Source organism: Tepidiphilus succinatimandens (genome assembly GCF_006503695.1).
In the GTDB taxonomy this organism is placed as follows: Bacteria; Pseudomonadota; Gammaproteobacteria; order Burkholderiales; family Rhodocyclaceae; genus Tepidiphilus; species Tepidiphilus succinatimandens.
Map to the genome: position 1 here is coordinate 18,138 of NZ_SBIK01000001.1, position 12,690 is coordinate 30,827.

Genomic DNA, 12,690 nt, shown 5'->3' on the forward strand with positions numbered 1-12,690 from the left:
CGAATGAGTACTCTCATCAAACTGCACCCTTCCGGCCGCCAGATCGAATCCCGCCCCGGCGAAACCGTGCTGGAATCCCTCGAACGGGCGGGCTATGCGCTGCCGAACAATTGCCGGGCCGGCGCCTGCGGCGAATGCAAGGTCAAGGTCCTCTCCGGGCACTTCGACCAGGGGGTCGTGCTCGACATGGCCCTGTCGGCCGAGGAACGCAAGCAGGGATTCGGCCTCATGTGCATGGCCAAGCCCCTCTCGCCCGAGCTGGTGATCGAATGGGGCACGGCCGACGCAAAACCCAAACTCTTTCCGCCGCGGGAGAACCAGCGCTACGTCGTGATCGACCGCGTGCCGCGTACTCCTCGCATCACCGAATTCCGCTTGCGGCCATTGGGACAGCCGATGCGCTACTGGCCAGGGCAATACGTGACCCTGAGCGATGTCGATGGCAAGATCCCGGCACGCTGCTATTCGATCGCCAACGCACCGCGCCCCGACGGCGAGATCACCCTGCAGATCACGCGCATCGAAGGGGGTGTGACCAGCGTCTGGATCCACGATCACCTGCAGATCGGCGACATGGTGCGCATCAACGGCCCTTACGGGACCTTCATCGGCGACCTGTCGCTGGATACACCCGTCCTGTGCCTGGCAGCCGGCTCGGGCCTGGCGCCGATCCGCGCGCTCACCGAAGCGGCCCTGCGCCGGGGCTACCGCAAGCCCGTCACGCTCCTCTATTCAGGAAAGACGAAAGAGGACATTTACGAGCTTGGCCTGATGCGCTATTGGGAGACCAAGCACCGCAATTTCACCTTCAAGGCCACGCTCACGCAGGAACGCGATCCTCAGTGGCTGCACGGGCGTATCCCGCAGATCCTGCCCGAGCTTTTTCCGACGCTGGCTGGCTACAACGTATTCATCGCCGGCAGCCCGGCCTTCGTGGCCGACTGCAGCGCGGCAGTGCAAGCCTTGGGTGCGGAGGAAACGATGATCCACACCGAAGGCTATTTCGGCCAGGCGCAACCCTCGGTGGCGCCGGCCGAACAGCTCATGAGCGCGTGATGCTGCATGACCTGCCCGGGATCACTCGATCCCGAGCAGATACTGGATCAGTCCCTTGGCGATGAAGCCGATGAATCCTATTCCCAGGGCGAGGAAGAGCCACAGGGTGCCGTACTTGCCGGCCTTGGACTTCCACGCCAAGTTACCAATGATGAAGATCATGTAGAGGATGAAGGCCGGCACGAGGATCTTGAAGGCCAGGTCTTCGAGCTGGGGAAAGGTGAGTCCAAAAAGTACCGCGTCTTCCATGGGGAGGCTCGCTTGGCCGGATTCATCGATCCGGCCAATTTATAGGTTAAATTAAATAAATTAAAGATCAATTAGACGCCGCGTTTCTTTTCGAGTTTCGCCGCAATGCGCAAGCGCAGGGCATTGAGACGAATGAACCCTTCGGCGTCTTTCTGGTTGTAGGCGCCGCGGTCGTCTTCGAAGGTGGCGATCGTCGGGTCGAAGAGGGAGTCGGTGGGCGAGTCGCGTCCCACCACCATGACGCTGCCCTTGTAGAGCTTGACGCGTACCCAGCCGTTGACCGTCTGCTGGGTGGCGTCGATGAGGGCTTGGAGCGCGCGGCGCTCGGGGCTCCACCAGTAGCCGTTGTAGATCATCTCGGCGTAGCGCGGCATGAGCTGGTCTTTCAGGTGCGCGACTTCCCGATCGAGGGTGATCGACTCGATGGCACGGTGCGCTTTCAGCAGAATCGTACCGCCCGGCGTTTCGTAGCAGCCGCGGCTCTTCATGCCGACGTAGCGGTTCTCCACCAGGTCGAGCCGGCCGATGCCGTGCCTGGAGCCGAGTTCGTTGAGCTTGGCAAGCAGCTCGTGCGGCCGCAGGCGCACGCCGTCGATGGCCACGAGATCGCCCTTCTCGAACTGCAGCTCGACGTACTGCGGCGCATCCGGGGCCTTCTCGGGAGCCGTCGTCCAGCGCCACATGGATTCTTCCGGCTCGGCAGCCGGGTTTTCCAGGTGCCGCCCCTCGTAGCTGATGTGCAGGAGGTTGGCGTCCATCGAGTAGGGCGAGCCGCCTTCGCGGTGCTTCATCTCGATGGGAATGCCGGCCTTCTCGGCGTAGGCGAGCAGCTTCTCGCGCGAGGTGAGGTCCCATTCGCGCCAGGGGGCGATCACTTTGATCTCGGGCATGAGGGCGTAGTAGCCGAGCTCGAAGCGCACCTGGTCGTTGCCCTTGCCGGTGGCACCGTGGGCCACCGCATCGGCCCCGGTGAGTTTGGCGATCTCGATCTGGCGCTTGGCGATCAAAGGACGGGCGATGGAGGTGCCCAGCAGGTATTCCCCTTCATAGATCGTGTTGGCACGGAACATGGGGAAGACGAAGTCGCGCACGAATTCCTCGCGCAGATCGTCGATGTAGATGTTCTCGGGCTTGATGCCGAGCTTGAGCGCCTTTTGCCGCGCCGGTTCGAGCTCCTCGCCCTGCCCCAGGTCGGCGGTGAAGGTGACCACCTCGCAGCGGTAGGTGTCCTGCAGCCACTTCAGGATCACGGAGGTATCGAGCCCCCCGGAATAGGCCAGTACCACTTTCTTGACTTCGCTCATCGTCCTTTCCCATCGAGCGTTCGCACACGATCCGGACGCGGGGTGCGCCGGATCCCCAAAATCTGCCTCAACCGTCCATCCGGCCGAGCACGAGATATTCCATCAGCGCCTTCTGCGCGTGCAGGCGGTTTTCCGCCTCGTCCCAGACCACGGACTGCGGCCCGTCGATCACATCGGCCGAGACTTCCTCGCCGCGATGCGCCGGCAGGCAGTGCATGAAAAGCGCATCGGGCTTGGCCTGGGCCATCATCGCCGCGTCGACCTGCCAGTCGGCGAAAGCGCAGAGACGGTCGTCGGTCTCGTGCTCGAAGCCCATGGAGGTCCATACGTCGGTGGTGACGAGATCCGCCCCGCGCGCAGCCTCCATCGGGTCGTCGAAGCAGCGGTAGTGCCCATTGGGGGTGACGCCTGCAAGCTGCGGGTCGATCGCGTAGCCGGGCGGTGTGGACACGTGCACCGTGAAGTCGAGCACTTCGGCTGCCTGCAGCCAGGTGTGGCACATGTTGTTCGCGTCCCCGATCCAGGCGACGGTCTTGCCGCGGATGGAGCCGCGGTGTTCGATGTAGGTGTAGACGTCGGCGAGCACCTGGCAGGGGTGGAACTCGTTGGTGAGCCCGTTGATCACCGGCACGCGCGAACGGGCGGCGAAGCGCTCGACGATTTCCTGCTCGAAGGTGCGGATCATCACCAGGTCGCTCATGCGCGAAATCACCTCGGCGGCGTCTTCCACCGGCTCGCCCCGCCCCAGCTGGGAATCGCGCGTGTTGAGATAGACCGCGAAACCGCCGAGCTGCTGGATGCCGGCTTCGAACGAGAGGCGCGTACGCGTGCTCGCCTTCTCGAAGATCATGACGAGCGTGCGGTCGAATAGAGGATGCCAGGGTTCGTAGTTTTTGAACTTGCGCTTGATCCAGGCCGTACGCTCGAAGAGGTAGGCGTATTCGTCGGCGCTGAAATCCTTGAACTGGAGATAATGTTTCGGCGGCATGGCGACCCCTCAGTGGCGCGCGACGAAGCGCTCGACGAGCGGCACCAGGCGCTCGACGATCTGCTGCGCCTCCTCGATGGCAAGGATCAAGGGCGGGAGCAGGCGGATGACGCGCTCGGCGGTGACGTTGATGAGCAAACCCGCTTCCAGCGCATCGAGCACCAGCGCCCCACAAGGGCGGTCGAGCTCGACGCCGAGCATGAGCCCCTGACCGCGCACACCCTTGACCTGAGGAAGATGCGCCAGGCGCGCAGCGAGCGTCGCCTTGAGGTAGCCGCCGACCCGGGCAGCGTTGTCGAGCAGGGCGTCGGTCTCGATCACGTCGAGCGTGGTGAGCCCGGCAGTGCAGGCGAGCGGATTGCCGCCGAAGGTGGAGCCGTGGTTGCCCGGGCCGAAGAGCCCCGCTGCCGGCCCGGCGGCGAGACAGGCGCCGATGGGCACGCCCGAGCCCAGCCCCTTGGCGAGCGTCATCACGTCGGGGCGCACCTCGCTCCATTGCCAGCCAAACCATTTGCCGGTACGCCCGAGGCCACATTGCACCTCGTCGCAGATCATCAGCAGTCCATGCGCGTCACACAAGGAACGCACGGCGCGCAGGTATTCGGAATCGGCGAGCCGGATGCCGCCCTCACCCTGGATGACCTCGAACATCACGGCCACCAGATCCGGCGTCTCGGCGATGAGCCGGGTGAGCGCGGCGACCTCGCCGAAAGGCACGCGCAGAAACCCGGACACGAGCGGTTCGAAGCCGAGCTGAGTCTTGACGTTGCCGGTGGCCGAAAGGGTGGCGAGCGTGCGCCCATGGAAGGCGTGTTCCATCACGGCAATTTTTGGCGCTTCGACCTTCTTCACCTTGTGGCCGTAGAAGCGCGCCAGTTTGATGGCGCATTCGTTGGCCTCCGCCCCCGAGTTGCCGAAGAAGACCTCGTCCATGCCGGAGAGCTCGCACAGGCGGTCGGCCAGGCGCTCCTGGGCCGGGATGCGGTAGAGGTTGGAGGTATGGATCACGGCCTTCGCCTGGCGGGCGATCGCCTCGACCAGGCGCGGATGGCCGTGCCCCAGGGTGGAGACGGCGATGCCGGCGAGCGCATCGAGGTAGGGTTTGCCTTGTTCGTCGTAGAGCCAGACGCCCTCGCCGCGCACGAAAGCCACGGGCAGACGGGCGTAGGTGTTCATCAGATGCGACATGTGCGACGCTCCCGCGAAATCCGGTTTTCCCGTGCAGTAAGAAAGGGGTCCGGATCAGGAAAAGTCTATGATCTTACGGGAAAGGCGCTTTTTTTGAAAGAGCACCCATAGCAAAAAGCGGCGCCACGCGGCGCCGCCGTCTTTCTTGCACGATCAGGGCGCTCAGCTCTCGCGGATGGCCTCGGCGACCATCTCGAGGGTATGGGCGTCCTCGATGGTGGGAAGATCGCCGGGGTCGCGCCCTTCGGCGAGCGCCTGCAGCGAGCGGCGCAGCATCTTGCCCGAACGCGTCTTGGGCAGCCCCTGCACGAAATAGACGCGGTGTGGACGCGCGATCGCGCCGAGGAGCTCATCGACCGTCTTCTTGACCTCTTCTTCCAGCGCCCGGCGCGCCTCGCGCGTGGCGATGCGCGAAGGATCCTTGACCACGGCGAAGGCCACCGGCACCTGCCCCTTCACCTCGTCGTGCACCCCGACCACCGCCACTTCGGCGATCGCCGGATTGGCCTGGATCGCCTCCTCGATCTCGCGCGTCCCCAGACGGTGCCCCGCGACGTTGATGACGTCGTCGATGCGCCCGAGAATGGTGAGGTAGCCGTTCTCGTCCTTGATGCCCCAGTCGGCGGTGGAATAGACGAGCGGCTCGCGGAAGAGGCTGAAATAGGTCGACACGAAGCGCTCGTCCTGCCCCCAGACGGTGGCCAGACAGCCGGGAGGCAGCGGCGGCACGATGCCGACGATGCCTTTTTCGTTGGGGCCGCACTCGGTGCCGTCTTCGCGATAGACGTGCAGGTCGTAGCCGTAGACCGGCAGACCCGGCGAGCCGTACTTGATGGGCAGATCTTCCTGCACCCCGCGGCACAGGGCGAGGATGGGCCAGCCGCTCTCGGTCTGCCAGTAGTTGTCGATCACCGGCACGCCCAAGGCTTCGTGGATCCAGCGGTGGGTGGTCTCGTCGAGCGGTTCGCCAGCAAGGAAGAGGTGCTTGAGCGAGGAGAGGTCCCGCTTCATGTAGGAAGGGTCCTGCTTCTTGAGCACCCGCACGGCAGTAGGCGCCGAGAACATGACGTTGACGCGGTACTTCTCGACGATGCGCCACCAGATGCCCGGGTCGGGGCGAAGCGGCGTACCCTCGTACATCACCGTGGCCATGCCGGCGAGCAGCGGCCCGTAGATGATGTAGCCGTGCCCGACCACCCAGCCGATGTCGGAGGTGCAGAACATCGTCTCGCCTTCGCCGCCGCAGAAGATGTGCTTCATGGAGCTCGCGAGCGCCACGGCGTAGCCGCCGGTGTCGCGCTGCACCCCCTTGGGCTTGCCGGTGGTGCCGGAGGTGTAGAGGATGTAGCTCGGATGGGTGGCATCGACCCACTCGACCGGCACGCGCGCCTCGCCCACTTCGTCGCGCAGCGTCGCATAGTCGAGGTCGCGCCCCTCGACGCGGGCGAAGTTGGGGTCGAGCCCGCGATCGACGATGAGCACCTTCTCCGGCGGGAACTGGGCGAGCCGGCAGGCTTCGTCGAGCAGGTGTTTGTAGGGGATGACGTTGCCGTTGCGCATGCCCGCTTCGGCGGTGACGACGAGCTTGGGTTGGGCATCGTCGATGCGGGTGGCGAGCGAGGCGGCGGCAAAGCCGCCGAAGACCACCGAATGGATGGCACCGATGCGCACGCAGGCGAGCATGGCAAACGCCGCCTGCGGGATCATGGGCATGTAGATGAGCACCCGGTCGCCTTTCTCCACGCCGAGCCGGCGGTAGATCGCCGCCATGCGCTCGACTTCGCGCTGCAGCTCGCCGTAGGAGTAAGTCTTCTCCTCGCCCGTCTCGGTGGAGACGTAGATGAGCGCCGGCGCGTCGGGGCGCTTGGCGGCATGGCGATCGACGGCGTTGTAGCAGAGGTTGGTGAGCCCGCCCTTGAACCATTTGACGAAAGGCGGATTGCTGTAGTCGCAGATGAGCTCGGGCGCTTTCTCCCAGTGGATGAACTGCGCCTGTTCGGCCCAGAAGGCGTCGCGATCCTCGATCGAGCGACGGTAGAAATCCTGGTACTTGCCCATGTCCTCTCCCCGATGACAAAGAAATTCCGGAGCGATGCCGTCCGGTCTTGCGAAAGTTGTCTATTATAAGACATGGTACCAAAGGGGAAATCCCCGGTCTCGCGGCAGAACGGCGAAACCAGGGAGTTCTGGCCAAAAAGGGCTCGGCTTACTCGCCGCCGATGCGCACCACCGTGCGCCCTTTGGCGCGGCCGGCGATGAAGTCGTCGAAGGCAGCGGGCAGTTCGTCGAGCGTGATGACGCGCGTGATCTCGGTCAGCTTCTTCGGTTTGAGATCCGTGGCGAGCCGCTGCCAGACGATGCCGCGGGTGGGAAAGCCGATGTAGCCGGAATCGACCCCCAGCAGGCTCACGCCGCGCAGGATGAAGGGAAAGACCGTGGTCTCGAGCTTGGGCGAGGCGGCATTGCCGATGGAGGCCACCGTACCGGCTTGCTGCATGGTGGCGAGCATCCAGTGCAGGATGGGGCCGCCGACGTTATCCACGGCGCCGGCCCAGCGGGATTTCTCCAGGGGGCGGGTGGCGGCAAAATCGATGGTATCGCGCAGCAGGATCTCGGCTGCCCCTAGCCCCTGAAGATAACCGCTCTCCTGTGCCTTGCCGGTGAGCGCCGTCACGCGATAGCCGCGTCCGGCGAGCATCTGGATGGCAAAGCCCCCTACCCCGCCGGTGGCGCCGCTCACCACCACCGGACCTTTTTCCGGCTCGAGGCCATTGTCCTCCATGCGCTGGATGCCCAGGGCCGCGGTGAAGCCGGCCGTACCCAGCGCCATGGCCTCGAACAGATCCAGACCCTGCGGCAGAGGAATCACCCAGCCGGCAGGGATGCGGGCGTATTCGGCATAGCCGCCGTGGTGCGACACGCCGATGTCGTAGCTGGTGGCGATGACCTTGTCGCCGGGACGGAAACGCGGATCGCTCGACTCGACCACCGTACCCGAAAGGTCGATGCCGCCGATGCAGGGAAAGCGCCGGATGATCTTGCCCTTGCCGGTGGCGGCGAGCGCATCCTTGAAGTTGATGCTGGAGTACGCCACCCGGATGAGCACTTCGCCCGGATCGAGGACGTCGAACCCGACCTCTTCGATGCCGGAGCGCACCGCCCCGCCTTCTTCGCGGATCATGAGGCATTTGAATTTTGCGGGTAATTGTCGTTCTTGCGTCATGGCGACTCCTCCTTCGTGAATGAAACCGCAATCAGGGTGAAGTGCCGCGCTCGAGCACGGCAGCGAAAAAGCCGTCGGTGCCATGCACGTGCGGCGCCAGGCGCAGCACCGTCGGGCTGAAGCGATCGACCAGTACCTCGGCCGTCGGACTCTCCCATCGGGGAATCTGCTCGGGCACCCCCGCCTTGAAGAGCAGCGGCAAGGGATCGAGCAGGGAGAACCGCGGCTCCTGCGCGAGGAAGGCTTCGAGCACGGCCTCGTTCTCCTCGGGCAAGAGGCTGCAGGTGACGTAGACCAAACGGCCGCCGGGGCGCACCAGGCGCGCCGCGGCCGCGAGGATGGCGCACTGTTTTTCCTGCAGCTCGGCGATCAGCGCCGGGTGCTGACGCCACTTGAGATCCGGATTGCGCCGCAGTGTCCCGAGGCCGGAACAGGGCGCATCGACCAGCACGCGATCGGCCTTGCCTTCGAGCCGTGCGAGGCGCTCGTCGCGCTCATGCGCAAGCACCATGGGCTGTACGTTGGTGAGTCCGGAGCGCACGAGCCGCGGCTTGAGTTTGGCAAGCCGCCCGGCCGAGACATCGAAGGCGTAGACCTGACCGGTGTTGCGCAGCGCCGCGGCGAGTTGCAGCGTCTTGCCGCCCGCTCCGGCGCAGAAGTCGACCACCGTCTGCCCGCGGCGGGGGGCTACGAGCAGGGTCACCAGCTGGCTTCCCTCGTCCTGTACTTCGAACATCCCTTCCTGAAAGAGGGGATGGGCATGCAGTGCCGGTTTCCCTTGCACGCGGATACCCAAGGGCGAGAAAGGGGTTGGCGCGCAGTCGATGCCGTCGGCCTGAAGCCGAGCGAGCACCGCCTCGCGCGTCGTCCGCCACGAGTTGACGCGCAGATCGAGCGGGGCCGGTCGGTTCGAAGCCGCGAGCAGCGCTTCCGTCTCTGCCGGGCCATAGGCGGCATCGAGCCGTTCGATGAGCCAGTCGGGCGCCTCCAGCCGCTCGGCGCGCGAGAGCACGGGCGCTGCCGCCTTGCGCTCGGCAAGCCAGGCGCGCTCCCCTTTCTCCAGCCAGGGCTCGAGACGGGCGAGCGACCAGCCTTCGCCACGCACGAGCCAGGCGAGCAGCAGCGCGCGCGGGCTCGTGCGTCCAGCCCAGGTTTCCAGGCTGCGCCGATGGCGCAGCACGGCGTAGACGCGCTCGGCGATCTCGCCACGATCGCGGTGCCCCAAATGGGGCCTCTCGCGGAAGAAGCGCGACAACACGGCGTCGGCCGGCCGCTCGAAGCGCAGCGCCTCGGCGAGTGCTGCCACCGCCTCGGTCAGCCAAGGGGCACGCGGCGCGGTTTCGCGCGAGGGGATCTTACGGCGACGGGAAGCGCTCACGGCTGCAACCAATGGTCGAACACGCCGTCTTCGGCCTCGATGAGCAGGCGCACCGGGCGCGAGGCCGGTTCGGACTGCCACCATACGGTCATGGCGAAGTCGCCCTCGACGGTGCGCGCCGTGATGCGCTGCACCGGAATCTCGCCCAACCCGTCGAGTTTGAGGCGCTCCGGCTGCGGCTCGACGCGGTAGGTAGCCTGCTTGATGCGCTTGCCGGTGACCACGGCGATCTTGCCTTCCCGCGGCCCTTTCTGCCGCAGGAATCCGAGCTGGTGCATCAAGGAAAGATAGTCCTGCTCATGGTCGGTGAGCGGCAGATCCACCGTCTTCCCTTTGCGTGTGCTCCGTACCGTGCGGGCTTTCCAATCGAAGTCGAGCATCTCGGGCGGCTTGCCGGAGCGCAGGCGCTCGTAGTGCAGCGGATGAAAACCCGTCTTCGCATCCCAGGTGCCGTTGCTCGTGCGTTTCTCGTTGACCTGGGCGACCAGCGCCACCAGACCGGTGCTCTGCAATTGCAGGGTCATGGTGTAGCGCCCGTCGTCGCTCAGCGTCCAGGCGAGGTCGGCTTGCCCGATCTGTAGCCCCCTTTCGCCGCTCAGGACGCGATAAACGAGCCGCTGCGACTCGGCAGCGAAAGCGGATGCCGCAACGAGCATGCCAACAACGACCAGAATTTTCTTCAACATCATGACTCCAATGGCGGCCAGACGAGGGCCGCTTCTTGCACGCTGGCCGACACTCCCTGCAGCACGACGCGGCCGTCGGCCGTGAGCCGCAGGCGATCCTCGACGAACCAGCGCACCGCCTGCGGATAGATGCGGTGCTCCTGCGCGAGCACGCGCGCAGCCAGCGTCTCGGGGGTGTCGTCGGGCAGCACCGGCACTGCCGCCTGCACGACGATGGGCCCGTGATCGAGCGCCGGAGTGACGAAATGCACCGTGGCCCCGTGCACGCGGCACCCTTCCTGCAGCGCCCGCTCGTGCGTGTGTAGTCCGGGGAAGGCGGGCAGCAGCGACGGATGGATGTTCAGCATCCGCCCCTCGTAGCGGCGCACGAACGCCTCTCCCAGCACGCGCATGAACCCGGCGAGCACCACCAGATCGGGCGCGAACGCATCGATCGCCGCGGCGAGCGCCACCTCGAACGCCTCGCGCGAGGAATGGGCCTTGTGATCGACCACGGCCGTGGCGATGCCGTGGCGCCGGGCGAATTCGAGGCCGGCGGCTTCGGGACGGTTGCTGATCACCGCCGCGACGCGCGCCCCTGGAATCGCAGCGCGCACGATCGCCTCCATGTTGCTGCCGCGGCCGGAAATGAGGATCACCAGATTGCGCACACCCGCTCCTTTCACGCCGGCTTCACGATAAACTTGGATTGTAGCGTCTACCGCCAAGCCCCATGCCCCGTATCCACCTGCTGCCCGACGCCCTGATCAACCAGATCGCTGCCGGCGAAGTCGTCGAGCGCCCTGCCTCCCTCGTCAAGGAACTGGTCGAGAATGCGCTCGACGCCGGCGCCCGTGCCGTGGCGGTGACGCTCGAGCAGGGCGGCGTGCGCCGCGTCCGCGTCCAGGACGATGGCCACGGCATAGCGCGCGAGGAGCTCGCGCTCGCGGTCATGCGCCACGCCACAAGCAAGCTGCACACCGCGGAAGACCTGGAGCGCATTGCCACGATGGGTTTTCGCGGCGAAGCGCTCGCGGCGATCGCCTCCGTCTGCCGCCTGACGATCACCTCGCGCGCTCAGGGAAGCGAGCACGCCTGGCGGTTCGACGCCGTAAGCGGCGAACTCGCCCCGGCGGCTCTGGAATCCGGCACGGTGATCGACTGCGCCGACCTTTATTACAACACGCCGGCGCGGCGCAAGTTCCTCAAAAGCGAATCCACCGAATACGCCCACTGCGAAGAGGCCCTGCGCCGCGTGGCCTTGTCGCGCCCAGAAGTAGCCTTTGCGCTCAGCCACAACGCCCGCAGCGTGCTGCATCTCAAGCCAGGCACCCCCGAGGAGCGGCTCGCCGCCCTGCTGGGGGAAACGTTCATCGAACGCAGCCGGGCCGTGGAGGCCGAGGCCGGTCCGGCTCGGCTCTTCGGCCGGGTGATCGAACCGCGCCACGCCGATCAAAGTCGACCGCCGCAATACTGGTTCGTCAACGGCCGCTTCGTGCGCGATCGCATGCTGACCCAGGCACTGCGCCAGGTCTACGCCGACGTCCTGCACGGATCACGCCAGCCCGCCTTCGCCCTCTTCCTCACCATCGACCCCGCGCTCGTCGACGTCAACGTCCATCCGGCCAAGATCGAGGTGCGCTTCCGCGATTCGCAGGCGGTGTTTCGCTTCGTGCTCGACGCGGTGCGCCGGGCGCTGGCGCCGAGCCGCATCGCGCTCGAAGCGCTTGAAGAAACCGATCGGCGAGGGAGCCCCGAATCTCTCGGCACGGCGCCCCTGCCGCAACAGCCAAGCCTACCCTACTCTTCCCGGAGCGGCGCACCGGCCTCGCGCCCGGCCCCCTATCCCGCCTCGCCTCCCCGCGCCCCCGCCGGTTCGCGCCTGCACGACGCCGCCGCCGAGACTGCCTATCTCGCCTTCGCCCGCTCGGCCCTTGCCCCAACGAGGGAAGCGGACGGCACCTCGGCCGTGCGACCGGTCGCAGAAAGCACCGAAAAGGGCTCGCCGGAAATTCCCGCCCTGCCGGCTGCCACCAGCACCGACGACGCCCTCGCCCCCCCGCCGCTGGGCTACGCGCTGGCGCAACTGCACGGCATCTACCTGCTCGCGCAAAACGCCGCCGGACTCGTGCTCGTCGACATCCACGCCGCACACGAGCGTATCCTCTACGAAGGGCTCAAGGAGGCATGGGATCGCACCCCGAGCGTGCAACGCCTGCTCGTGCCGCTCGTGCTCGCGGTCGATGCCCGAGAATATGCTGCATGGGAAGAACACCGTGAAACGCTCGAACGGCTGGGGTTCGACGTCGGCGCCCTGGGTCCCGAGCAACTGGCCGTGCGCTCGGCCCCTTCGCTCCTCGCCCAAGGTGCGCTGGAACCCTTGGTGCGCGCCCTGCTGCACGAACTTTCCGAGCTGCCGCAAAGCCTTGCCGTCGAATCCTTCCGTGATAAGATTTTAGCCACGATGGCCTGTCATGGAGCCGTACGGGCCAACCGCCCGCTCACGCTCCCCGAAATGAACGCGCTCCTGCGTGCCATGGAGCGCACCGAACGCAGCGACCAGTGCAATCATGGCCGCCCCACCTGGGTGCAACTGAGCCTCACCGAGCTCGACCGCCTCTTCCTGCGCGGACGCTGAA

Annotated in this window: 11 protein-coding genes; 2 read left to right on the forward strand and 9 right to left on the reverse strand. The window is 66.0% G+C overall.

The features are described 5' to 3' along the window. Positions 1 to 3 precede the first annotated feature (3 nt). Positions 4 to 1,056: a 2Fe-2S iron-sulfur cluster-binding protein gene (locus EPD82_RS00075; RefSeq protein ID WP_141054123.1), complete on the forward strand. Its 1,053-nt coding sequence runs from the start codon at positions 4 to 6 to the stop codon at positions 1,054 to 1,056. A 21-nt stretch (positions 1,057 to 1,077) separates the two neighbouring features. Here EPD82_RS00075 and EPD82_RS00080 read toward each other — a convergent pair whose 3' ends face one another. From EPD82_RS00080 to purN, 9 genes are all read right to left on the reverse strand, one after another. Then, positions 1,078 to 1,305, reverse strand: a complete 228-nt coding sequence (locus EPD82_RS00080; RefSeq protein WP_141054126.1) for a DUF2788 domain-containing protein — start codon at positions 1,303 to 1,305, stop codon at positions 1,078 to 1,080. Positions 1,306 to 1,376: 71 nt separating this feature from the next. After that, a complete protein-coding gene (locus tag EPD82_RS00085) occupies positions 1,377 to 2,609 on the reverse strand; it encodes an argininosuccinate synthase (RefSeq protein ID WP_055422699.1) in 1,233 nt (410 codons plus the stop codon). A 67-nt stretch (positions 2,610 to 2,676) separates the two neighbouring features. Next, positions 2,677 to 3,597 (reverse strand): ornithine carbamoyltransferase, encoded by a 921-nt coding sequence (gene argF, locus EPD82_RS00090; RefSeq protein ID WP_055422698.1) that lies wholly within the window; start codon positions 3,595 to 3,597, stop codon positions 2,677 to 2,679. Between the two features lie 9 nt (positions 3,598 to 3,606). Continuing rightward, on the reverse strand, positions 3,607 to 4,785 hold the full coding sequence (locus EPD82_RS00095; protein WP_141054129.1) for an aspartate aminotransferase family protein: 1,179 nt from the start codon (positions 4,783 to 4,785) through the stop codon (positions 3,607 to 3,609). Between the two features lie 162 nt (positions 4,786 to 4,947). Continuing rightward, complete coding sequence (locus EPD82_RS00100; protein WP_141054133.1) at positions 4,948 to 6,843, reverse strand: propionate--CoA ligase; 1,896 nt, start codon at positions 6,841 to 6,843, stop codon at positions 4,948 to 4,950. Between the two features lie 148 nt (positions 6,844 to 6,991). Beyond that, complete coding sequence (locus EPD82_RS00105; protein WP_088178250.1) at positions 6,992 to 7,966, reverse strand: oxidoreductase; 975 nt, start codon at positions 7,964 to 7,966, stop codon at positions 6,992 to 6,994. Between the two features lie 73 nt (positions 7,967 to 8,039). Then, positions 8,040 to 9,362, reverse strand: a complete 1,323-nt coding sequence (locus EPD82_RS00110; protein WP_420824925.1) for an RsmB/NOP family class I SAM-dependent RNA methyltransferase — start codon at positions 9,360 to 9,362, stop codon at positions 8,040 to 8,042. Between the two features lie 20 nt (positions 9,363 to 9,382). Beyond that, positions 9,383 to 10,072, reverse strand: coding sequence for a DUF3108 domain-containing protein (locus EPD82_RS00115; RefSeq protein WP_170210746.1), 690 nt, complete (start codon positions 10,070 to 10,072; stop codon positions 9,383 to 9,385). Further along, a complete protein-coding gene (gene purN / locus EPD82_RS00120) occupies positions 10,072 to 10,722 on the reverse strand; it encodes a phosphoribosylglycinamide formyltransferase (protein WP_141054806.1) in 651 nt (216 codons plus the stop codon). The genes EPD82_RS00115 and purN overlap by 1 nt, the downstream gene beginning before the upstream one ends. 62 nt (positions 10,723 to 10,784) lie before the next feature. Between purN and mutL the strand changes: the two genes are divergently transcribed. Beyond that, entirely contained in the window at positions 10,785 to 12,689 is a 1,905-nt protein-coding gene (gene mutL, locus EPD82_RS00125; protein ID WP_141054143.1) for a DNA mismatch repair endonuclease MutL, read from the forward strand. The last annotated feature ends 1 nt before the right edge of the window (position 12,690 follow it).

Coding starts and splice junctions, on each gene's coding strand:
- argF (WP_055422698.1), bottom strand. CDS start 3,597: ATGCCGCCGAAACATTATCTCCAGTTCAAGGATTTCAGCGCCGACGAA.
- EPD82_RS00100 (WP_141054133.1), bottom strand. CDS start 6,843: ATGGGCAAGTACCAGGATTTCTACCGTCGCTCGATCGAGGATCGCGAC.
- mutL (WP_141054143.1), top strand. CDS start 10,785: ATGCCCCGTATCCACCTGCTGCCCGACGCCCTGATCAACCAGATCGCT.
- EPD82_RS00095 (WP_141054129.1), bottom strand. CDS start 4,785: ATGTCGCATCTGATGAACACCTACGCCCGTCTGCCCGTGGCTTTCGTG.
- EPD82_RS00075 (WP_141054123.1), top strand. CDS start 4: ATGAGTACTCTCATCAAACTGCACCCTTCCGGCCGCCAGATCGAATCC.
- EPD82_RS00085 (WP_055422699.1), bottom strand. CDS start 2,609: ATGAGCGAAGTCAAGAAAGTGGTACTGGCCTATTCCGGGGGGCTCGAT.
- EPD82_RS00080 (WP_141054126.1), bottom strand. CDS start 1,305: ATGGAAGACGCGGTACTTTTTGGACTCACCTTTCCCCAGCTCGAAGAC.
- EPD82_RS00115 (WP_170210746.1), bottom strand. CDS start 10,072: ATGTTGAAGAAAATTCTGGTCGTTGTTGGCATGCTCGTTGCGGCATCC.
- EPD82_RS00105 (WP_088178250.1), bottom strand. CDS start 7,966: ATGATCCGCGAAGAAGGCGGGGCGGTGCGCTCCGGCATCGAAGAGGTC.